Origin of the sequence: Ruegeria sp. B32 (assembly GCF_025141855.1) — a bacterium.
GTDB lineage: Bacteria > Pseudomonadota > Alphaproteobacteria > Rhodobacterales > Rhodobacteraceae > Ruegeria > Ruegeria arenilitoris.
Window position 1 is genome coordinate 2,855,761 of record NZ_CP081106.1, and the last position, 18,985, is coordinate 2,874,745.

Genomic DNA, 18,985 nt, shown 5'->3' on the forward strand with positions numbered 1-18,985 from the left:
AAACCTTGCGGTTCAGATCAACTTAGAAGTTGAACTGAGCACCGAAGTCAGCGCGCAGGCGGCTGTCGCCGTCACCGGCTTTCGACTGGCCGATACCACCGCGCAGCGATGCACCGCCGCCCAGGTCGTAGATGGCGCCAATGCCGTACTGCTGGGTGTCGTTGTCAGCCGAACCGTCGCCGTAAGCGAAGGTCAGGGTGGTTGCAGCGCCAACGTTGTAGGCTGCCGACAGACCGTATGCGGTACCGTTCAGGTCCTCGTCTGCAACGTCATCGTCTGCGACGAAGATGGTGCCCGAGAAGTCGCCGAATTCAGCACCCAGGGTCAGAACTGCCAGGCTCTGCTTCTCAACAACGTCGCCGATGGCGCTGGTTTCACCATAAGCAACAGCTGCGGTGAAGTTGTTGAAGCTGTAGGTGAAGCTGATGTCCCAGCGGTCTGCGCTGTCTGCAACACCGTTCAGGCCAAAGGTTGCCTGGTCGTACGATGCGCCGAAGGCGAAGTCACCAACTGCGTACTGGAAGAACACAGCGTTCGAACCTGCACCGGTCGACGAGTAGCCCAGGAAGTCATAGTCGACGCCCGAGTACTGACCGATGAAGTTTTCCAGGCCCGGCTCGTTACCGTAGTAGTTTGCCAAGTTGTCGAACGAACCAGCAACGTTGCCGGCGTCAACACGCAGACCACCGTAGATGACCGAGAAGCGAGCGCCGTTCAGGCCGGCACGGTTTGCTTCGCCGGTGTCGGCGTTTTCGTCAGCCTGCAGACGAACACGTGCTTCAAAGCGGACGCCACCGTCGGTTTCCGCGATGCCGTCGATGTTCAGGCGGAAGCGCGAGACCAGGATGGTTTCGTCGGTCGAAACGGTCGTGGTGTTGGTGGTGGTAGTGTCGGTGTTGACTACGCCACTTGCAGTCGTAGTAGTCACGCCGGTGTTGAAGTTGGTTACAACGCCGGTACGGTCTTCCAGGTAACCGATACCAAAGCGGCCATAACCGCTGAACTTAACTTCGGCCGCGGCAACCGATGCGGTTGCGATCAGTGCGGTCGATGCGAAGAGAACTTTTTTCATCTTGTTTCCCTCGGTTTCAATAATTTCTACTCGACACATACCTGCTGCATATGTCTCAGCACGCAGACCGTTTCGCTCTTTTTGCCCCTGTTGCGCAAGCATGCCTTGGACAGCTTCGGTTCTTTGGCCCCAAATTGGTGCAAGGATGCCACAGTCGAATTCACCCCGATATTTCAGCGGCACCGGTACGTAAGCCAAGAATGGGGTTGTTGCAGCACAGTACGTTGTCTAGGAGTATCTCCTAGCAAAGCAAAACATGTGAAAACAGGACCTGCCGACGATGCGCCTGCTGACGATTTTGGGTTTGACCGTTTTGACTGCCTCCGTTTCTGCGTGCGGACAGAATCGGAGCACGTCGCCCAACCCCAATGTTCTATCCGCCGACGGCAGCTCGTCCGAGGCCCGCGAGCTCAACGATCCGAATCGTTCGACCATCTGGGATGTGTTCGGCCCCAACAACTCGGAACAGGTCACCCAGGTCAACCGGTACCTGTGGGCGGCGTCGCTGGATGTGCTCAGCTTCCTGCCGGTGCAGGAGGTGGATCCGTTTACCGGCGTGATCATAACGGGTTACGGCAAACCGCCGGGCGGTGGGCGGTCCTATCGGGCGACGGTGCACATCAGTGATCCGGCCCTGGCGGCGCGGTCCCTCTCGGTGGCTCTGCAGACCAGCGGGGGCGCTCCGGTCAGCGCGGCGACCACGCGTGCGGTCGAAGATGCGATTCTGTCGCGGGCGCGCCAGCTGCGGATCGCGGACAACAAGCTCTAGCAACCCGCAGAAAATCACAATATTACCACGCCGGGCCCCTGCCCGGCGTTTTCATTCACGAAGGACCGCATGATGTCGCGTTACTCGGCCAACGAAATCGAAGCAAAATGGCAAGAGGCCTGGGACAAGGCCGGGATCTTCACCGCCAAACGGACGGCGGACAAGCCGAAATACTATGTGCTGGAAATGTTCCCCTATCCGTCGGGGCGCATCCATATGGGGCATGTGCGCAACTACACCATGGGTGACGTGATTGCGCGCCACAAGTTGAGCACCGGGCACAACGTTCTGCACCCGATGGGCTGGGACGCCTTCGGGATGCCGGCGGAAAACGCGGCCATGGCCATCGGCGGCCATCCCAAGGACTGGACCTATGGCAACATCGCCGACATGCGCGCGCAGATGAAGCCGCTGGGCCTGTCGATCGACTGGTCGCGCGAATTCGCGACCTGCGACCCGGAGTATTACGGCCAGCAGCAAGCGCTGTTCCTCGACATGCTGGATGCGGGGCTGGTCTATCGCAAGAACGCCGTGGTCAACTGGGACCCGGTGGACATGACCGTGCTGGCAAATGAACAAGTCGAAAACGGCCGCGGCTGGCGCTCGGGCGCATTGGTCGAGCGGCGCGAGTTGACCCAGTGGTTCTTCAAGATCTCCGAGTTCTCGGAAGAGTTGCTTGATGCGCTGGATACGCTCGAGAACTGGCCCGCCAAGGTGCGGCTGATGCAGGAGAACTGGATCGGCAAGTCACGCGGGCTCGAGTTTTCCTTCGAGCGCACCGACAACGGCGCGCCGATCACCGTCTATACCACGCGGCCCGACACGCTGCTGGGGGCGTCTTTCGTGGGTATCTCGCCCGATCACCCGATCGCCAAGCAGCTTGAGGCCGAGAACCCCGAAGTTGCTGAATTCGTTGCCGAATGCCGCAAGGGCGGCACCACGGAAGAGGCCATCGAGACCGGCGAGAAGCTGGGTTTCGACACCGGCATCCGCGTCAAACACCCGCTGGACCCGAATTGGGAACTGCCGGTCTGGATCGCGAATTTCATCCTGATGGATTACGGCACCGGCGCGATCTTCGCCTGCCCCGCGCATGACCAGCGCGACCTGGATTTCTGCCGCAAATACGACCTGCCGGTGATCGACACCTTCTTTGCGCTGGATGACGACACGCCGGTGGACAAGATCGCCTTCGTCCCGCCGAAAGAGCAGAAGGTGCGCTGGGTCAACCATTTCGCCGGTCTGACCGAGGCCACAGGGCAAGAGGCGATCGACGCGACCATCGACTTTGCCGAGAAGGCCGGCTGGGGCAAAGGCGTGACCAAGTACCGCCTGCGCGATTGGGGCCTGTCGCGCCAGCGTTACTGGGGCTGTCCGATCCCGGTGGTACATTGCGACGATTGCGGCGTGGTGCCGGAGAAAAAGGAAAACCTGCCGATTCGCCTGCCCGACGATGTCACCTTCGACAAACCGGGCAACCCGCTGGATCGTCACCCGACCTGGCGCGACTGTGCCTGCCCGTCCTGCGGCAAACCGGCCAAGCGCGAAACCGACACGATGGACACTTTCGTCGATTCGTCGTGGTATTTCGCCCGTTTCACCGCCCCGCGGGCGGAAACGCCGACCGATCTGGCCGAAGCCGAGTACTGGATGAACGTGGACCAGTATATCGGCGGCATCGAACACGCGATCCTGCACCTGCTGTATTCGCGGTTCTTCGCCCGCGCCATGCACATCACCGGGCATCTGCCGAAAAAGGCGATCGAGCCGTTCGACGCGCTGTTCACCCAGGGCATGGTCACCCATGAAATCTATCAGACCCGCGACGACAAGGGCCGCCCGGTCTATCACCTGCCGGAAGAGGTCGAGGACGGCAAGCTGAAGGCGACGGGCGAGCCGGTCGAGATCATCCCCTCGGCCAAGATGTCGAAATCGAAGAAGAACGTGGTGGACCCGGTCAGCATCATCTCGGCCTTCGGGGCGGATACCGCGCGCTGGTTCGTTCTGTCCGATTCGCCGCCCGAGCGTGACGTGGAATGGACCGCCGCCGGCGCCGAGGCCGCGCACAAGCACCTCAGCCGCGTGCACCGCATCGTGTCCGAGATCGCCGCGTCCGACGCCCCGGCCAATGCCGAGGACGAAGCGCTGCTGCGCGAGATGCACAAGACCATCCATGACGTGACCGGCGGGGTCGAATCCTTCGGCTTCAACGCCTCGATCGCCAAGCTCTATGCCTTTACCAACACGCTGGCCAAATCCAAGGCGGGCGCGCAGGCCAAGCGGCAAGCAGCCAAGACGCTGGCGCAGCTGATGTCGCCGATGACCCCGCACCTGTCCGAAGAGCTGTGGCAGATGCTGGGCGGCGAAGGGCTGGTGGCGTTGGCGCCCTGGCCGGTGGCGGACGAGTCGATGCTGGTCGATGACACCGTCACCCTGCCCATCCAGATCAACGGCAAACGCCGCGCCGAAATCAGCGTGGCCAAGGATCTGGACAAGACGCAGGTTGAAAAAATCGCGCTCAGCACCGAAGCTGTGCAGAAGGCGCTGGATGGCGCTGCTCCGAAAAAAGTGATCGTTGTTCCGGGCCGGATCGTGAATGTCGTTGTTTGACCGCAGAAAACTGCTGCTTTCGTTGGCGGCGTTGACCGTGGCGCCCGCTTGCGGGTTCCAGCCGGTTTATGCCCCGGGCGGCGCCGGCAGCGAATTGTACGGCAAGGTCGCCGTGTCAGCGCCGGATTCGGTCGAAAGCTACCTTCTGGTGCAGAATCTGGAGCAGTCACTGGGGCGCAGCGTCAGTTCGGCCAAGGATTACAGCCTGAATGTGCAGGTCTCTACGGTGACCCGCGGGGCCGCGATCACGACCTCGAACGAGACCAATCGGTATTCGATCGACGGGCGCGCCAGCTATACGCTGAAATCCAATGAAACGGGCCAGATCCTTGTGTCCGGCACTGTGGCCGATTTCGTAGGCTACTCCGCCGCGGGGTCTACCGTTTCCACGCTCGCTGATGAACGGGATGCCAAAGAGAGGCTGATGGTCATCCTGTCCGATCAGATCGTCACGCGCCTGTATTCCGCACCGGGCTTGGCTTCATGAAGCTGTCCCCGCGCGACGCCGAGGGGTATTTCGCCAAACCTGACCCCGACAAGACTGGATTGTTGATCTACGGCGCCGACGCAATGCGCGTCGCGCTCAAGCGCCAGCAGGTATTGGCCGCGCTGCTGGGCCCGGGTGCCGAAGAGGAAATGCGCCTGACCCGTCTTCCGGCCTCGGATCTGCGCGCGGATCCTGCCCTTCTGCTGGATGCCGTGAAGGCTGTCGGGTTCTTTCCCGGCGCGCGCGCCGTATTCGTCGAGGATGCAACCGACGCCGCAAGCCCGGCGATCGCCGCCGCGCTCGAGGATTGGGCGCAAGGCGACGCTCAGATCATTGTGACCGCCGGGCAGCTCAAGGCCAGCTCGAAGCTGCGCAAAGCGTTCGAAGGCCATCGGGCTGCCTATGCGGTCGGGATCTATGACGACCCACCGTCGCGCGCGGAGATCGAGCGTGTGCTGGCCCAGGCCGGACTTGCGGGCGTTCCCCGTGACGCGATGTCCGTGCTCAGCGATCTGGCCACCGAACTCAGCCCGGGCGACTTTGCGCAAACCGTTGAAAAGCTGTCTCTTTACAAACGCGGCGATGCGTCAGACGTTGCCGTCGAAGACATCGAGGCCTGCGCGCCGCAATCCAATGAGGCGGCCCTGGATGACGTTCTCAACGTCGTTGCAGAAGGCCGATCCGGTGAAATCGGGCCCCTGATCCGACGGTTGCAGGCGCAAGGAACCAATGCGGTTTCCCTATGCATCGGTGCGACCCGCCATTTTCGCACGCTCTATGCCTGCGCCTCGGACCCCGGTGGCGCGGCGCAAGGGATCGGCAAACTCCGGCCGCCGGTCTATGGCAAACGGCGTGACCGGATCCTTCGGCAGGCGCAGAATTGGGGCGCACACAAGCTGCAGACCGCTTTGACCGTGTTGACGGACACGGATCTGTCTCTCCGGTCGGCGGGGCAGACTGCCCCGGCCATGGCCCTGGTCGAGCGCGCTCTGATCCGGCTGGCCATGCTGGCGCGGTCACGCTGAATTGAACTGACGGCGCGTCCGACTTGACGCGGCGGCGCAGTCCCCCACCCTGTCGCCAGTGCAACCACGCAGGAGCATGACATGTACAAGATCTACGGGCGCATCCAGAGTCGTGCCTCTCGGGTGATCTGGCTATTGGAAGAGTTGGGGCAGGACTATGAGTGGATCGATGCCGGCCCGCACGATCCGCGCGTTCTGGACCTGAACGGAACGGGCAAGATCCCTGTCCTGCAGGATGGCGACGCAGTCATTTCGGACAGCGCGGCGATCATGACCTATCTGGCGGACAAGCACGGGGCCTTCACTTTCCCGGCCGGCACCCCGGAACGGGCCGAGCAAGATTCGTTGTTGCACGCGCTGTTGGAAGAATTCGACGCTCCGCTTTGGCTGGCCGCCCGCCATATGTTCATCCTGCCCAAGGACAAACGCGTTCCACAGGTCGTCGAAACTGCCAAATGGGAGTTTGACCGCAGCTTTCAACACATGGGACAGCGATCCAAAGGGCCATTCCTTCAGGGCGAGCAGATGACGATCGCGGACATCCTGTGCGTTCACTGCATGAGCTGGGCAAAGTCGGCTGGATTCCCGATGAATTCAGACAGCCTGAAAGCCTACGGCAAGCGCGTTCGCGAGCGTCCGGCCTACAAGAAACTGGGTGAAATGGCCAAATCCGCCTAATCCGCTTGGGACAGCCCGGCCCATTCTGCGGCCGAGCGCCCCGCCCAACGACCTGTCGCCAGGCATGCGGTCAACAGATAGCCGCCGGTCGGGGCTTCCCAATCCAGCATCTCGCCTGCGCAGAACACGCCGGGCTTGGCTCTCAGCATCAGCCCCGAGTCCAGCCCGCTTTTCGCAACCCCGCCTGCGGTCGAAATGGCTTCGTCCAGCGGGCGCAAGCCTGCGTTGCGAACAGGCAAAGCCTTCAAAGTCTTGACCCAATCATCGCGCCGCTGATTCTGCCCATGTGTCATTTCGTGGAACAAGGCGATCTTTGGCGGCGGCAGTCGCAGGCCGTTCTTCAACCAACGGGTCAAAGTGGTTTTCGGGCCAGCTTTTGACAGACGCCCGGACAGATCCTGAATCGTGCGGTCCGGCGCGAGGTCCACATACAGATCAGCACCCTGCCGAAGCGCGGGTGTCAGCGGGTAAAGACCGCCCCCTTCCAGGCCTTTGGCTGAAATGACCGCCTCGCCACGGCTGGCAAGGTCGCCCGCGCGCCACCGAACAGATTTCAGCGCCTGACCGAAATACGCGGCCATATGGGGGCTCCATTCGACGGACAGTGCGGCGTTCGATGGTGCAAAAGGGACCAGCGGAACCCCGGCATCGGCCAGAGCCGGCGCCCAGGCGCCATCCGACCCCAGACGCGCCCAGCTGGAACCGCCAAGCGCCAGAACCGTGACGTCAGCAACCACTTTCTGCCGACCTGCCGGCGTATCAAAGACCAGCGCGGGGCCGTCCCAACCCAGCCAGCGCCAACGGGTACGGATCCCGACCCGCATCTCTTCCAGCCGCGCCAGCCAGGCGCGCAGCAATGGCGAAGCTTTTTTTGATTTGGGAAATACCCGCCCTGTGGACCCCGTGAACAGATCTTGACCCAAGTCCCGCGCCCAGCTTTGCACGCTCTGCGCATCGAAGGCGGCAATCATTGGGTGCAACCAGTCCGCCGCATCGCCGTAGGCCGAAATCAGGCGGTCAAACGGCTCGTCCTTTGTCAGGTTCAGACCGGACTTCCCCGCCATCAGGAATTTGCGGGCCACCGAGGGTTTGGCCTCGGCAACCAGCACATTGTGCCCGGCCCCGGCAAGTTCTTCGGCGGCCATCAGCCCGGCGGGGCCTGCCCCGATCACCACTGCCTGTGCCATATCTGCCCTCTTGCCTCACTTGCGTTCAGCCGCGACTGTGTTCCGGTGATGACGAACAGCGATCCGATCTGCCCGCTCTGCAACCGCCCGATCCCGAACGGGACCGGCAGCCTGCACCATCTGATCCCAAAACTCAAAGGTGGCAAGGGCGGTCCCACGGTTCTGCTGCACAAGATCTGCCACAAGGAGGTGCACGCCACCCTGACCGAAGCCGAGCTTGCGCGAGACTTCAACACTGTCGAAAGCCTGCGCACGCATCCCCGGCTGAACCGATTTCTGGACTGGGTACGCAAACGTCCGCCTGGATTTCAATCCAAAGTCCCGGGCCGACGCCGCGGCCGTTGATCAGGCTGGCAGGAACGGGTCACCCATCGGGTCTGTTTCCGTTGCAGCCAGGCCCTCGACCTCGATGCCCAGAAAGTCTGGCGCGGGAACGATCCGCGCATCGGGAATATGCTGATATTCCAGAGTGGTATAGGGACGTTTCCACAGCCATTCGCGATTTGCGACCGCCCAGAGATCAGGGTCCGGCGGCACCTCGGTCGTGAAGGCATAGAAATGCAGATCAAACCCGTGCGAGGCCACGTCCTGCATGGAAAGCAGGCGCAGGCCCAAATCCCTGCAAAACGCATCCTCTGCCGAAATGTCGCCGGTCCGCAGAGTGATTTGGCCCACGGCGGCCTGTCCGAACGGGTTCTCATCCCGCTGCTTTTTGGGCCGCTTCCCCTCAAAATCATGCTGAAGAAGCTCGATCGAGAAGCCTTCGGGGTCCGAGAGGTGGCACATGTAACCGATATCTCGAAACTGGGCCGGAGGGCTGACGTTGATGCCAGCGCGCCGAAGCCATTCCGCCGCTTGGTCGAGATCTGGCAAGGTGATGCCGATCTTCCAGTATCTCTGACCCCGGTCGTGGGCGTATCCGCCGCCTCCGGGCAACAGCAGAAGGTCGGCGCTGGGCCCCGGATAGCCTACTCGCCGCGCATCTCCCTCGGCACGGACGACCATGCCGAGGTTTTCCCTGTAAAAATCGGCCAGCCGTGCGGGATCAGCCACACGCAGGCGAAGGGCAGCGATCCTCATCCGCACATCCCGGCGATACCGGCCGCCGTCTGCGGATCAGCGGCCAGGCTGTCGGCAACCAGGTCCCGCGCGGTCTGCATCAGATCTTCCGGAGCGACCACCCGGTCCACCAGGCCAAAGGCAAGCGCTTCGTCCGCAGTGACCTTCTGGCCTGCCATCAGGATCAACTTGGTCCGGGCGGGGCCGATCAGCGCCCGCATGCGTTTCACGTCCGATGGCTGCGGCAGGAACCCCAACCGCATGACCGGGTAGAAGACCTTGGCCGTGGGCACCGCGATGCGCAGGTCACAGGCCAAGGCCATACCGTTGGCCCCGCCCGCCATGGTGCCGTTCAACGCAGCGACGGTCAGGCAGGGCAGCGCCGCGATGGCTCCGGACAAACGCTCCCACAGGTCCGAGGTCGCAAGGCCTGCCCGCGCCTCGTCCAGATCGGCGCCGGCACTGAACACCTTGCCCGCTCCGGTCAGGATCAGGGCGCGCGCCTCTTGGGCCGCTTCCGCGATCTGCAGCAGGTCCGACAACATGGCCCCGGTCAGGGCATTGGCCTTGCCGGGGTTGTTGATCGTGACCGTCCACAGACCGTCCTGCTGGGTCAGGTCGATCACGTCAGGCCGATCCTCTGGCGAATGTCATCACGGCGCAGCGAAATCTCGGTTCCCAGAAACTCGTCCGCATCTTCCGAGCACATCCACAGCAGCGCCCGCGCCGGCCAGTCGGCCGGGATGTGATCGTCCCAGTCCAACTGGCTGACCGGGTTGATGCCGCTGGCCTTGATGACCCGCTGCATGTCGGTCGCCACCGTGCCCGGGGACAGACCCATGGCACGTATGCCGTGATGCGCCTCTTCCAGGTGAAGACATTCGGTCAGCATTTTCGCCCCGGCCTTGGACGCGCAGTAGTGGCTCCAGGCCTCGACCGGGTTGGAGGCGGCTCCGGAGGAAACGGTCAGGACCGTCCCGCCGCCCGCCGCCCGCATCAGCGGCAGAACCGCGCGCATCCCGTGGAACACACCTTTGAGGTTGATATCGATGGCCTTGCTCCAGGCTGCTGGATCGGCATTTGACAGGTGAAAGATTGGATCGATCACACCCGCATTGCCGATCAGCACGTCCATGCGGCCAAAGCGGTCGGCGCAATCCGCAACCGCTTGTTCCACCTGCGCAAAATCGCTGACGTCGCAGGACAGCGCGATGGCGTTCTCACCCAGTGCCGCGGCCAATGCATCGATCTGATCATGGCTGCGCGCTACCAGCGCGACATTGGCGCCGGCTGCGGCAAATACGCGCCCTGCTTCGGCGCCGATGCCGCGGCTGGCTCCGGTGATCAGTACTGTTTTGCCCTTCATGTGCATCCTGTAATCCTTTTGGATTGAAATCGGGTAAAGTGGTACCGCGCAAACGGGGAAATCGTCCAGCCCTTGCCCCTTGACGGCAGCCGCGACAACCACGACCATGCGCGCAATTTTTACCGAGAAGGGTTCCCTTATGTCCGTTTTATTCCGCCGCAGCTGCGGTGCCGCGCTGGCTTATGCCGTTGCAACCCAAGGCGCTTTTGCCGATCTGTCCGCCAACGATGTCTGGTCGGATTGGCAGGCCTACATGGGCAGCATGGGGTACACCATCACCGGCGAGCAGAACACCTCTGGCGACGTCACCACCATCACGAACATGACCATGAAGATGGACCTTCCCGAGGGAGAAGGCTCGTTCGACATGGTCGTTCCGGAAATGACCCTGACGGAAAACGGCGACGGAACGGTCAGCATCGAATTCCCCGAAAGCTTCCCCATGACGGTATCCGGCCAGGCCGAGGAGGAAGAATTCTCGGTGGATATCCTGTACTCGCAGACCGGGTTGAAAATGCTGGTTTCGGGGTCGCCCGACGACATGACCTATGACTACTCTGCCAGCAAGCTGGCGCTGGCGCTCGACAACATCATGGTCGATGGCGAAGCGATGCCCGACGACGCGCTGGATCTGGGTTTTGAGATGATCAACCTGGCCGGTGCATCCCGAATGCAGATCGGAGAGGGCCGCAAGGTCGACCAGAATTTCACCGCGGCAAACCTGACCTATGACCTGAATTTCCAAGACCCGGAAACGGGCGAAGATGCACGCATCAACGGCAAGCTCGACCAGTTGGAGTTTGAAGGCAAGAACGTAATCCCCGAAGGCTTCAGCCTGGCGGACGTGGAAGGCGCATATGAGGCTGGTTTTGCCTTTGACGGGATCTTCACCTACGGCGCCGGCCAAACCAGCATCGCAGGCACCAGCGAGGGCGAGGCTTTCTCGATGGCCAGCAGTTCGGACGGTGGCCGCTTCGGTGCCAGTATCGACGCCGAGCGTCTGGCGTATGACGTCGAACAGAACAATGCAAAGCTCGAAGTAACCACGGCAGACCTGCCGTTTCCCATCGAGATTGCAATGGCGAAGGCCGGTCTGAAACTCGAGGCACCCATCCAGGCATCCGAAGAGGTTGAGCCGTTCGGCTTTGCGATGAACCTGACAGACTTCACCATGTCCGACATTCTGTGGAGCATGTTCGACCCCGCAGGCGCGTTGCCACGCGATCCAGCCACGATCGCGCTGGATGCAACGGGCACCGCAAAGATTCTCCTGAACTTCCTGGACCCGGAAGTTGCCGAAGCATTGGAAGGCTCGGACGAGATTCCGGCCGAACTGCATTCGCTCAAAATCAATGAACTGCTGGTCTCGATGGTCGGTGCCAAGCTGACGGGCACCGGTGATTTCACCTTCGACAACTCGAACACCGAAGAGTTCGGTGGCGTTCCGGCGCCGGCGGGTGAGGCAAACCTCCAGTTGGTGGGTGCCAACGCCCTGATCGACAAGCTGATCGGAATGGGGTTCATGTCCGAGAACGACGCCATGGGCGCGCGCATGATGATGGGGATGATGGCTGTTCCCGGCGACCAGCCCGACACGCTGAACTCCAAGATCGAGTTCACCAAGGACGGCCAGATTTTGGCCAATGGTCAGCGGATCAAGTAACAAATATTTCCACAATGAGGCCGCCAAAAGGCGGCCTCACACGTATACTACAGTTGCACGTTATTGTTTTCGAACGCGGCGGAATAGAACTGACCCGCCGCAGCTAACTCTTTGATCGTATGCGAACCCCAATGCGGACAAGGAATCGAAACAAGACTGAATGCCGCGCAACCCGATCTTCCGAGTGTGCACTTCTAGGTAGATTTTTTGGATACCTACCAAATCTATGTCATTGAATAGAGTTCTTTCGCCCCCTTCAATATCGACAATCAAAACATTTGCTCTGGTCTCCCTTAGCACATCGGATAAAGGAATCCTGTCCACTTCTATTGACTTTTTGTACTCAGGCTCTGGATCAAGTGACGACGACCAGAATGGTTCCCGCAAGTAGAACCTTGATTTTCCCGCAACTTCACTGGCCCCTACCGCCACCGCGTTTAGTACGTTCAAACCGGTTGCGTCATTGGCTCTGTGAACACGGCCGATGAACTCGCAGAGCGAAGGATTTGCTTCTATACAGGTTAACTTTGACACCCCAAGCTGCGTATACAGAAAGGTCGAAATAAAACCTATACCCGCACCAAGCTCAACAACGCGGTCGTCAGCCTGCATGAACTTCGGCAACCCCCCAACCTCGTCCCTCTCGTATCTTCCAGCGAGTATCGAGCGTTTAACTTGGGGGGTTATGATTTGAGGGTCGTCGGGAATCTGGACACCGCGTAGCGTAAGGTGTTTCTGCATCTTTCTCCTGTCTGTGACTGGCACTCCGATATTTCGTTTATGGCAGTGCTTGTTCCTTCGCATGAGCAGGTTGTGCGAACAACAACCAGCTCTTCCACGAAAAGGATGCTTCAACAAGTTGAAGAGAATTGCAAACGATCACAGGGCTTGCGAGGCGGGTTGACCAAGGCTAGGTCCAATACAATCAATTGGAGGAACCATGACCCGATCACCCGAAGCAATCAGCCACGAAATGCTGGACCTCGCCCGCAAGGCCGGAGCCGAAGCGGCCGACACGATCGTGATCGACGGATCCTCGGTCTCGGTCGAGGTGCGTGGCGGCGCTTTGGAGCACGCCGAACGCGCCGAAAGCACCGACGTGGGGTTGCGTGTTTTCATCGGCAAGCAGCAGGCCATCGTGTCAGGCTCGGACAGTCGTCCCGAAACGCTTGCCGCCATGGCCGAACGGGCCGTGGCCATGGCACGCGAAGCGCCCGAGGATCCGTTCGCTGGCTTGGCAGATCCGGAACAACTGGCCAGCGGTTTTTCCGTCGACTCCTTGGAGCTTTTTGACCCCACGCCCGAACCTTCAGCAGACGCTCTGATGCAGGACGCGCTGACCGCCGAGGCTGCGGCCCTGGCGGTGGAAGGCGTTACCCAGGTGTCTGATGCGGCGGCATCCTATGGCACCCACCGGGTTCATCTGTCCGCGACAAATGGATTTTCCGGTGGCTATGCGCGCAGCAGCCGCTCGGTTTCATGCGTGGCGATCTCGGGCGAAGGCACCGGGATGGAACGCGACTATGACGGAGACAGCCGCAGCTTTCAGTCCGACCTGCGCAGCCCCTACGAGATCGGCCGGATCGCGGGCGAGCGTGCCGTGCAGCGAGTGGGTGCCCGAAAGCCGGAAACAGGGCGTTTCCCGGTATTGTTCGACGAGCGGATTTCGTCCTCATTGATCGGGCATCTTCTGGCGGCCAGCAACGGCGCGGCGGTGGCCCGCGGCGCCTCCTGGCTCAAGGACAGCCTGGGCCAGCAGGTGCTGCCTGCACATCTGTCGCTGATCGAAGACCCCCATCGCCCCAGAATTGCAGGATCGCGCCCGTTTGATGCCGAAGGATTGCCGACCGCGCGCCGGATGATCGTCGAAAACGGCGTGCTGACCGGATGGACACTGGATCTTTCAAGCGCGCGCAAACTGGGCATGAATTCCACCGGGAACGCCGCCCGTGGCGTGTCCGGTCCTCCATCTCCCAGCAACTGGAACCTGAGCCTGACCCAGGGTGAATCCAGCCGCGACGACCTGCTTCGTGACATGGGAACGGGATTGCTGGTGACTTCGATGATCGGTTCCACCATCAACCCCAATACCGGCGATTACTCACGCGGTGCGTCGGGTTTCTGGGTCGAAAACGGCGAGATCTCGCACCCGGTCAACGAATGCACCATTGCCGGAAACCTGCGGGACATGCTGATGCGGATCATCCCGGCCAATGACGCGCGTACCTATCTGTCCCGGGTTGTGCCCTCGCTTCTGATCGAAGGGATGACACTTGCCGGAAACTGACCTGTCCCTGCTGATCGACGCCGCACGTGAGGCCGGCCGGATTGCCGTCGCCTATGCAGGCCGCGAGATGCAGAGCTGGGACAAACCCAAGGGCGCCGGGCCGGTGACCGAGGCTGATCTGGCCGTCAACGCGATGCTGGAACAACGCCTGCCCAGCGCGCGGCCCGGATATGGCTGGCTGAGCGAGGAGACCGAGGACAATCAGGACCGGTTGACCCGTGACCGAGTGTTCATCATCGACCCGATCGACGGCACCCGCAGCTTTGCCGAAGGGTCGCGCACCTGGGCGCATTCCTTGGCGATCGCCGATCGCGGACAAGTCATCGCCGGCGTGATCTACCTGCCGATGCGCGACATGCTGTTTGCTGCCGCGCGGGGACAGGGGGCAACCCTGAACGGTCAGCCGATCCGGGTGACCGCGGCGGCCTCGGAGGCCGAAGCCGAGGTTCTGGCCGCAAAGCCGAACCTGAAACCGGATCATTGGCAGGAGGGCGTCGCGCCGATCTTCCGTCGGGCCTATCGCCCGTCGCTGGCCTACCGTATGGCGCTGGTCGCACAGGGCAGGTTCGACGGGATGCTGACCTTGCGCCCAAGCTGGGAATGGGACATCGCGGCCGGGGACCTGATCCTGCGCGAAGCAGGCGGCACCTGTACAGACCGTACCGGGCGCCCGTTGCGGTTCAACAACCCCAACCCACGGCTGAACGGTGTCGTTGGAGCCGGGTCCGAATTGCATAAGGTGCTGATGGGACGTCTGGATCAGCCAATTCAAGGGCATCGGGCATGAGCAAACCGCGATCCCTCAGCCTGGCGGCCTATCGCGCGTTTTCCTGGGGTGTACCCAAGCCCCCCGGACACAACACACCGCCTCGCCCCGCGGGTGAGTTGCTTTGGATTCATGTTGCCAACGCTCAGCGCCTGCGCGCGGTGAACGACTTTTGCAAGCGGCTGCAGCAGTCCCGGCCAGGGTTGTCGATTCTGTTGACCGTCCCGCCTGACGCTGACCTGACACGCTGGGCAGGCTGCGACATGGAATTGGTTCCGCTGCCTGACGAAAAAACCGGCGCGGCGCGTGGATTCCTGGAGCACTGGCAGCCCGACATGGGGCTGTGGGTCGGCGGCGGCCTGATGCCCAACGTGATCACCCGCGCGGCCGAACGCGGTATACCCATGGTCCTGCTTGAGGGCGAGAACGACGTTCGTGTTGCCTTTGTCGGGAAATGGCTGCCGGACATCAATCGCTATACCTTTGACTGCTTCCGTGCGATCCACGTCACGTCCGAGGATGCAGCCCGGCAAATCCGACGTCTGGGCGTCCCGGCATCGAAGGTGGCACTATTTCCGCCGCTCAGTATCAGCCCCACCCTTCGCCCCTGGCCCGAGGACGAACTGATCGAGACGAACCATGCGTTGGCAGGGCGGCCGGTCTGGCTGGCGGCGTGGGTTGACGCCAAGGAATTCATCTCGGTTCTCAGCGCACATCGGCAGGCCATGCGGACGCTGCCGAGGCTGGCCCTGATCCTGCACGTCGCGGACATGTCCGAGGCGGCGCCCCTGCGCAAAAGGCTGGAAACGATGGACCTGCGCTGTGCCAACTGGGAAGATGGGGACATGATCGAAGACATGACCCAGGTCATCCTTGCGTCGGACCCCGAGGCCCTTGGCCTGTGGTATCGCGTCTCTCCGGTGACGTTCATGGGCAGCACGCTCGAGTCGGGAATAGGCGGGCATGACCCGATCGCGGCCGCAGCCCTGGGCTCGGCCCTGATCCATGGACCAGACGTGAGCGGCCACAAGGCCCTGTATGACGCGCTTGATGGTGTAGGAGCCGCTCGAGAGATTCGCACCGCCACCGAACTGGGCGACACTGTCGTTGAATTGCTGGCCCCGGACCTGGCCGCGAACATGGCCCTTGCCGGTTGGCAACTGGTGACCGAGAGCGCGCCCCAGGTGGATACTCTGATCGACATGGTACAGGAACATCTGGACCAGCACGGAGCGGAACATGAGGGCGCCTGAATTCTGGAACAACGCGCCGGATCACCCCGGCCTGCGCGCAAGGCTGCTGGCGCCGCTTGGCCGCGTCTATGCGCGGGCAACGGCGCGGCGGGTGGCGTCGGGGCCCGGGGTTGATCCGGGTGTACCCGTGATCTGCGTCGGCAACCTGAATGCTGGCGGCACTGGAAAAACGCCGACGGCAATATGGGTTCTGGAACAGTTGCGTGACGCGTATCACACGCCGCATGTGGTCACCCGCGGCCATGGCGGATCGCTTGAGGGGCCGGTTCGGGTCGACCCGGTCCGACAAACGGCGGCGCAGGTCGGAGACGAGCCATTGTTGCTGGCGGCCTTCGCCGAGGTCTGGGTCGCCAAGGACCGTGCCGCCGGCGCCCGCGCCGCCGTCGAGAACGGCGCTACCGTGATCGTGCTGGACGACGGGTTCCAGAACCCCTCGGTGGCCAAGACATTCTCGATCGTCGTTGTGGATGCGGCCCGCGGCTTTGGCAACGGCTTGTGTCTGCCGGCCGGACCGCTGCGCGAGCCGGTCGATGTCGGGTTGCAAAGGGCCGACCTGGTATTGTCGCTGGGTGACTTGGCCGCGCAGGAGCGGTTCGCGCAGCTATGGGGCGACAAGCTAGGCGTTCAGCACGCCACCGGTCAGGTCACGGCGCTGCAAACCGGGATGGACTGGAGCGAAACTCCGGTTCTGGCCTTTGCCGGTATCGGCCACCCCGAGAAGTTCTTTCAGACCTTGCGCCAACAGGGCGCGCGGCTGCTGCGGGCCGAGGCGCTGGACGATCACCAGCCGCTGACGCCGGCCCTGATGACCCGGCTGGAAAACGAGGCGCGGCTGCTGGGAGCGCAAATGGTCACCACCGAAAAAGACGCCGTTCGCCTGCCGCCCGCCTTCCGCAGCAAGGTCATCACCCTACCGGTGCGCCTGCAGGTGGATCAGGCCGACAACGTGCGTCAGCGGTTGCTGACGGCCGCGCCGCCGCCCTAGTCGTCTTCGCCCAGTTTCGGGGCGGGGCGCGAAAGGTTCAGATCGGCATCCGAAAAGACGAATGGCGCGCGAATCCCCGGCACCCCGTCCAGGTCGATCTGCATGCCGCGCGCGATCACCTGCGGATCGGCCATGACCTCGTCCAGCGTGTTGATCGGCCCGGCGGGGATGCCTTGCGCCTCGCAGGCCGCCAGCAGGTCGGCTTTGGCCCAGGTTGCCGTGGCCCCGTTCAGCCGTGCAATCAGGGTGCGGCGATTGGCCAACCGGTCCTTGTTGTGCAGGTATTCGGGCGCCTCGGCCATGTCAGGCAGGTTCAACACCTGGCACAGGCGCTGATACTGCCGGTCATTGCCGGTGGCGATGATGATGTGTCCGTCGGCACAGTCGAACACCTGGTAGGGCGCCAGGTTCACATGCGCGTTGCCCATGCGCTGCGGCACCTGACCGGTCGTCAGATAGTTCAGCGCCTGGTTTGCCGTGACCGCCACGGCCACGTCCAGCAAGGCCATGTCCACATGCTGCCCGCGCCCGGTGCGCTGGCGCTGGTGCAGGGCGGCCAGAACCCCGGCCACCGCATAAATGCCGGTGAACACGTCGGTGATCGCCACGCCTGCCTTCTGCGGCTGGCCGTCGGGCTCTCCGGTCACGGACATCAGACCCGACATGCCCTGGATGATGAAATCATACCCGGCCCGGTGCGCATAAGGCCCGGTCTGCCCGAACCCGGTGATCGAGCAAAAGACGAGGCGCGGGTTCAACTGGCTGAGGCTGTCATAGTCCAGCCCGTATTTCTTCAGCCCGCCGACCTTGAAATTCTCGATCACCACGTCGGCGTCAGCGACCAGCGCGCGCACCTTCTGCTGCCCTTCGGGGGTCGAGAAATCGGCGATCACCGACGCCTTGCCGCGATTGGTCGAATGGTAATAGGCCGCCGAGACATCCTGATCGCGGGTCACGAAGGGCGGACCCCAGGCGCGGGTGTCGTCGCCGGCCGGGGATTCCACCTTGATGACCTCGGCGCCCAGATCGGCAAAGGTCTGGCCGGCCCAGGGGCCAGCCAGAATGCGCGCCAGTTCGACAACCTTCAGACCGGCCAGAGGCCCGGTCATCAGTTGCCCAGTTCCTTTTCGATCAGAGCCTTGAACTCGTCATAGGACTGGTTGTCGACCTTCTTGCCGTTGACGACAAAGGACGGGGTGGCCTGGATCCCGTCTTTCTCGGCGTTTTTCTGATACCAGGCGACGAGGGTCTGCGCCTTGGTGCCGTCCTGCAGGCAGGCTTCCAGCTGATCGTTGCTCAGCCCGGCCAGACGGCCGATCTTGCGCAGTTCTTCCACGATCTCGGCCGGGCCGCCGGCGCGGGTCCATTCGGACTGGCCCTGATAGATCAGGTCGGTGATGCCAAAGAACTTTTCGGGGCCACCACAGCGCGCCACCATCGACGCCCAGATGCCGTAGCGGTCGAAAAAGACCTCGCGGTAGATGAACTTGACCTTGCCTGTGTCGATGTAATCCTTCTTGAGCTGCTTGTATGGCCCCTGATGGAAATTCGCGCAGTGCGGGCAGGTATAGGACGCGTATTCGATGATTTCGACCGGCGCATCCTCGGCCCCCTGCACCATCTCGACGATGGTCGAGGTGTCCAGATCGGCGTTTTGCGCTTCGGCGCTGCCGACCAGTTGTGGCACAGGCACGGTGCTTGGCGATTGGGTCAGCCAATAGCCGCCTGCGGCCAGCGCCACGGCCGCGCAGATTACGGTTGCAATACGGCTCATACTC

At 62.3% G+C, this 18,985-nt stretch carries 19 protein-coding genes; 11 read left to right on the forward strand and 8 right to left on the reverse strand.

Features of this window, described 5'->3' with window-relative positions:
• Window positions 1-22: 22 nt before the first annotated feature.
• Window positions 23-1,072 carry a porin gene (locus K3752_RS14475; RefSeq protein ID WP_260066329.1) on the reverse strand — a complete coding sequence of 350 codons (1,050 nt, stop codon included), beginning with the start codon at window positions 1,070-1,072 and terminating at the stop codon, window positions 23-25.
• Between the two features lie 280 nt (window positions 1,073-1,352).
• Here K3752_RS14475 and K3752_RS14480 point away from each other — a divergent pair, with 280 nt between their 5' ends.
• The 5 genes from K3752_RS14480 to K3752_RS14500 all read left to right on the forward strand — a co-directional run bounded on the left by K3752_RS14480 (window position 1,353) and on the right by K3752_RS14500 (window position 6,641).
• Complete coding sequence (locus K3752_RS14480; protein ID WP_170341302.1) at window positions 1,353-1,841, forward strand: DUF3576 domain-containing protein; 489 nt, start codon at window positions 1,353-1,355, stop codon at window positions 1,839-1,841.
• Between the two features lie 72 nt (window positions 1,842-1,913).
• Window positions 1,914-4,451: a leucine--tRNA ligase gene (gene leuS, locus K3752_RS14485; RefSeq protein ID WP_260063611.1), complete on the forward strand. Its 2,538-nt coding sequence runs from the start codon at window positions 1,914-1,916 to the stop codon at window positions 4,449-4,451.
• Complete coding sequence (gene lptE, locus K3752_RS14490) at window positions 4,438-4,938, forward strand: LPS assembly lipoprotein LptE (RefSeq protein ID WP_093964257.1); 501 nt, start codon at window positions 4,438-4,440, stop codon at window positions 4,936-4,938. The genes leuS and lptE overlap by 14 nt, the downstream gene beginning before the upstream one ends.
• Entirely contained in the window at window positions 4,935-5,963 is a 1,029-nt protein-coding gene (holA, locus tag K3752_RS14495; RefSeq protein WP_260063612.1) for a DNA polymerase III subunit delta, read from the forward strand. Before lptE ends, holA begins: the two co-directional genes overlap by 4 nt.
• An 81-nt stretch (window positions 5,964-6,044) precedes the next feature.
• Window positions 6,045-6,641: a glutathione S-transferase family protein gene (locus K3752_RS14500; protein ID WP_260063613.1), complete on the forward strand. Its 597-nt coding sequence runs from the start codon at window positions 6,045-6,047 to the stop codon at window positions 6,639-6,641.
• On the opposite strand, the gene K3752_RS14505 is transcribed toward K3752_RS14500, so the two are convergent.
• A complete protein-coding gene (locus K3752_RS14505) occupies window positions 6,638-7,828 on the reverse strand; it encodes a TIGR03862 family flavoprotein (protein WP_260063614.1) in 1,191 nt (396 codons plus the stop codon). The genes K3752_RS14500 and K3752_RS14505 overlap by 4 nt on opposite strands.
• A 48-nt stretch (window positions 7,829-7,876) precedes the next feature.
• Between K3752_RS14505 and K3752_RS14510 the strand changes: the two genes are divergently transcribed.
• Window positions 7,877-8,173: an HNH endonuclease gene (locus K3752_RS14510; protein WP_170342229.1), complete on the forward strand. Its 297-nt coding sequence runs from the start codon at window positions 7,877-7,879 to the stop codon at window positions 8,171-8,173.
• On the opposite strand, the gene K3752_RS14515 is transcribed toward K3752_RS14510, so the two are convergent.
• Genes K3752_RS14515 through K3752_RS14525 form a run of 3 tightly spaced genes read right to left on the reverse strand, consistent with a single transcriptional unit; the run spans window position 8,174 to window position 10,259 of the window.
• Window positions 8,174-8,908 carry a VOC family protein gene (locus K3752_RS14515; protein WP_170459911.1) on the reverse strand — a complete coding sequence of 245 codons (735 nt, stop codon included), beginning with the start codon at window positions 8,906-8,908 and terminating at the stop codon, window positions 8,174-8,176.
• Window positions 8,905-9,513, reverse strand: coding sequence for an enoyl-CoA hydratase/isomerase family protein (locus tag K3752_RS14520; RefSeq protein WP_170341288.1), 609 nt, complete (start codon window positions 9,511-9,513; stop codon window positions 8,905-8,907). The genes K3752_RS14515 and K3752_RS14520 overlap by 4 nt, the downstream gene beginning before the upstream one ends.
• The gene (locus tag K3752_RS14525; RefSeq protein ID WP_170370466.1) at window positions 9,510-10,259 is read right to left on the reverse strand and encodes an SDR family oxidoreductase; all 750 of its coding nucleotides are present in this window, start codon (window positions 10,257-10,259) and stop codon (window positions 9,510-9,512) included. Before K3752_RS14525 ends, K3752_RS14520 begins: the two co-directional genes overlap by 4 nt.
• Window positions 10,260-10,392: 133 nt before the next feature.
• Here K3752_RS14525 and K3752_RS14530 point away from each other — a divergent pair, with 133 nt between their 5' ends.
• Window positions 10,393-11,916: a DUF2125 domain-containing protein gene (locus K3752_RS14530; RefSeq protein WP_260063615.1), complete on the forward strand. Its 1,524-nt coding sequence runs from the start codon at window positions 10,393-10,395 to the stop codon at window positions 11,914-11,916.
• Between the two features lie 60 nt (window positions 11,917-11,976).
• Here K3752_RS14530 and K3752_RS14535 read toward each other — a convergent pair whose 3' ends face one another.
• Complete coding sequence (locus K3752_RS14535) at window positions 11,977-12,528, reverse strand: FkbM family methyltransferase (protein ID WP_260063616.1); 552 nt, start codon at window positions 12,526-12,528, stop codon at window positions 11,977-11,979.
• Between the two features lie 328 nt (window positions 12,529-12,856).
• On the opposite strand from K3752_RS14535, the gene K3752_RS14540 reads away from it, so the two are divergent.
• Genes K3752_RS14540 through lpxK form a run of 4 tightly spaced genes read left to right on the forward strand, consistent with a single transcriptional unit; the run spans window position 12,857 to window position 17,207 of the window.
• Window positions 12,857-14,203 carry a TldD/PmbA family protein gene (locus K3752_RS14540; RefSeq protein WP_260063617.1) on the forward strand — a complete coding sequence of 449 codons (1,347 nt, stop codon included), beginning with the start codon at window positions 12,857-12,859 and terminating at the stop codon, window positions 14,201-14,203.
• On the forward strand, window positions 14,190-14,990 hold the full coding sequence (locus K3752_RS14545) for a 3'(2'),5'-bisphosphate nucleotidase CysQ (protein WP_260063618.1): 801 nt from the start codon (window positions 14,190-14,192) through the stop codon (window positions 14,988-14,990). The genes K3752_RS14540 and K3752_RS14545 overlap by 14 nt, the downstream gene beginning before the upstream one ends.
• Window positions 14,987-16,222 (forward strand): 3-deoxy-D-manno-octulosonic acid transferase, encoded by a 1,236-nt coding sequence (locus K3752_RS14550; protein ID WP_260063619.1) that lies wholly within the window; start codon window positions 14,987-14,989, stop codon window positions 16,220-16,222. Before K3752_RS14545 ends, K3752_RS14550 begins: the two co-directional genes overlap by 4 nt.
• Window positions 16,209-17,207: a tetraacyldisaccharide 4'-kinase gene (gene lpxK / locus K3752_RS14555; protein WP_260063620.1), complete on the forward strand. Its 999-nt coding sequence runs from the start codon at window positions 16,209-16,211 to the stop codon at window positions 17,205-17,207. Before K3752_RS14550 ends, lpxK begins: the two co-directional genes overlap by 14 nt.
• Here lpxK and K3752_RS14560 read toward each other — a convergent pair.
• Both K3752_RS14560 and K3752_RS14565 read right to left on the reverse strand, forming a co-directional pair.
• On the reverse strand, window positions 17,204-18,316 hold the full coding sequence (locus K3752_RS14560) for a CaiB/BaiF CoA-transferase family protein (protein ID WP_260063621.1): 1,113 nt from the start codon (window positions 18,314-18,316) through the stop codon (window positions 17,204-17,206). The two genes, lpxK and K3752_RS14560, sit on opposite strands and share 4 nt — an antisense overlap.
• Window positions 18,316-18,981, reverse strand: coding sequence for a DsbA family protein (locus tag K3752_RS14565; RefSeq protein WP_260063622.1), 666 nt, complete (start codon window positions 18,979-18,981; stop codon window positions 18,316-18,318). The genes K3752_RS14560 and K3752_RS14565 overlap by 1 nt, the downstream gene beginning before the upstream one ends.
• Window positions 18,982-18,985 lie beyond the last annotated feature (4 nt).

Bases quoted from the DNA above. Each gene is read 5' to 3' on its own strand.
- holA (WP_260063612.1), top strand. From the start codon at position 4,935: ATGAAGCTGTCCCCGCGCGACGCCGAGGGGTATTTCGCCAAACCTGAC.
- K3752_RS14560 (WP_260063621.1), bottom strand. From the start codon at position 18,316: ATGACCGGGCCTCTGGCCGGTCTGAAGGTTGTCGAACTGGCGCGCATT.
- K3752_RS14540 (WP_260063617.1), top strand. From the start codon at position 12,857: ATGACCCGATCACCCGAAGCAATCAGCCACGAAATGCTGGACCTCGCC.
- K3752_RS14500 (WP_260063613.1), top strand. From the start codon at position 6,045: ATGTACAAGATCTACGGGCGCATCCAGAGTCGTGCCTCTCGGGTGATC.
- K3752_RS14475 (WP_260066329.1), bottom strand. From the start codon at position 1,072: ATGAAAAAAGTTCTCTTCGCATCGACCGCACTGATCGCAACCGCATCG.
- K3752_RS14565 (WP_260063622.1), bottom strand. From the start codon at position 18,981: ATGAGCCGTATTGCAACCGTAATCTGCGCGGCCGTGGCGCTGGCCGCA.
- K3752_RS14550 (WP_260063619.1), top strand. From the start codon at position 14,987: ATGAGCAAACCGCGATCCCTCAGCCTGGCGGCCTATCGCGCGTTTTCC.
- K3752_RS14510 (WP_170342229.1), top strand. From the start codon at position 7,877: ATGACGAACAGCGATCCGATCTGCCCGCTCTGCAACCGCCCGATCCCG.
- leuS (WP_260063611.1), top strand. From the start codon at position 1,914: ATGTCGCGTTACTCGGCCAACGAAATCGAAGCAAAATGGCAAGAGGCC.
- lpxK (WP_260063620.1), top strand. From the start codon at position 16,209: ATGAGGGCGCCTGAATTCTGGAACAACGCGCCGGATCACCCCGGCCTG.
- K3752_RS14525 (WP_170370466.1), bottom strand. From the start codon at position 10,259: ATGCACATGAAGGGCAAAACAGTACTGATCACCGGAGCCAGCCGCGGC.
- lptE (WP_093964257.1), top strand. From the start codon at position 4,438: ATGTCGTTGTTTGACCGCAGAAAACTGCTGCTTTCGTTGGCGGCGTTG.
- K3752_RS14480 (WP_170341302.1), top strand. From the start codon at position 1,353: ATGCGCCTGCTGACGATTTTGGGTTTGACCGTTTTGACTGCCTCCGTT.
- K3752_RS14535 (WP_260063616.1), bottom strand. From the start codon at position 12,528: ATGCAGGCTGACGACCGCGTTGTTGAGCTTGGTGCGGGTATAGGTTTT.
- K3752_RS14505 (WP_260063614.1), bottom strand. From the start codon at position 7,828: ATGGCACAGGCAGTGGTGATCGGGGCAGGCCCCGCCGGGCTGATGGCC.
- K3752_RS14530 (WP_260063615.1), top strand. From the start codon at position 10,393: ATGTCCGTTTTATTCCGCCGCAGCTGCGGTGCCGCGCTGGCTTATGCC.
- K3752_RS14515 (WP_170459911.1), bottom strand. From the start codon at position 8,908: ATGAGGATCGCTGCCCTTCGCCTGCGTGTGGCTGATCCCGCACGGCTG.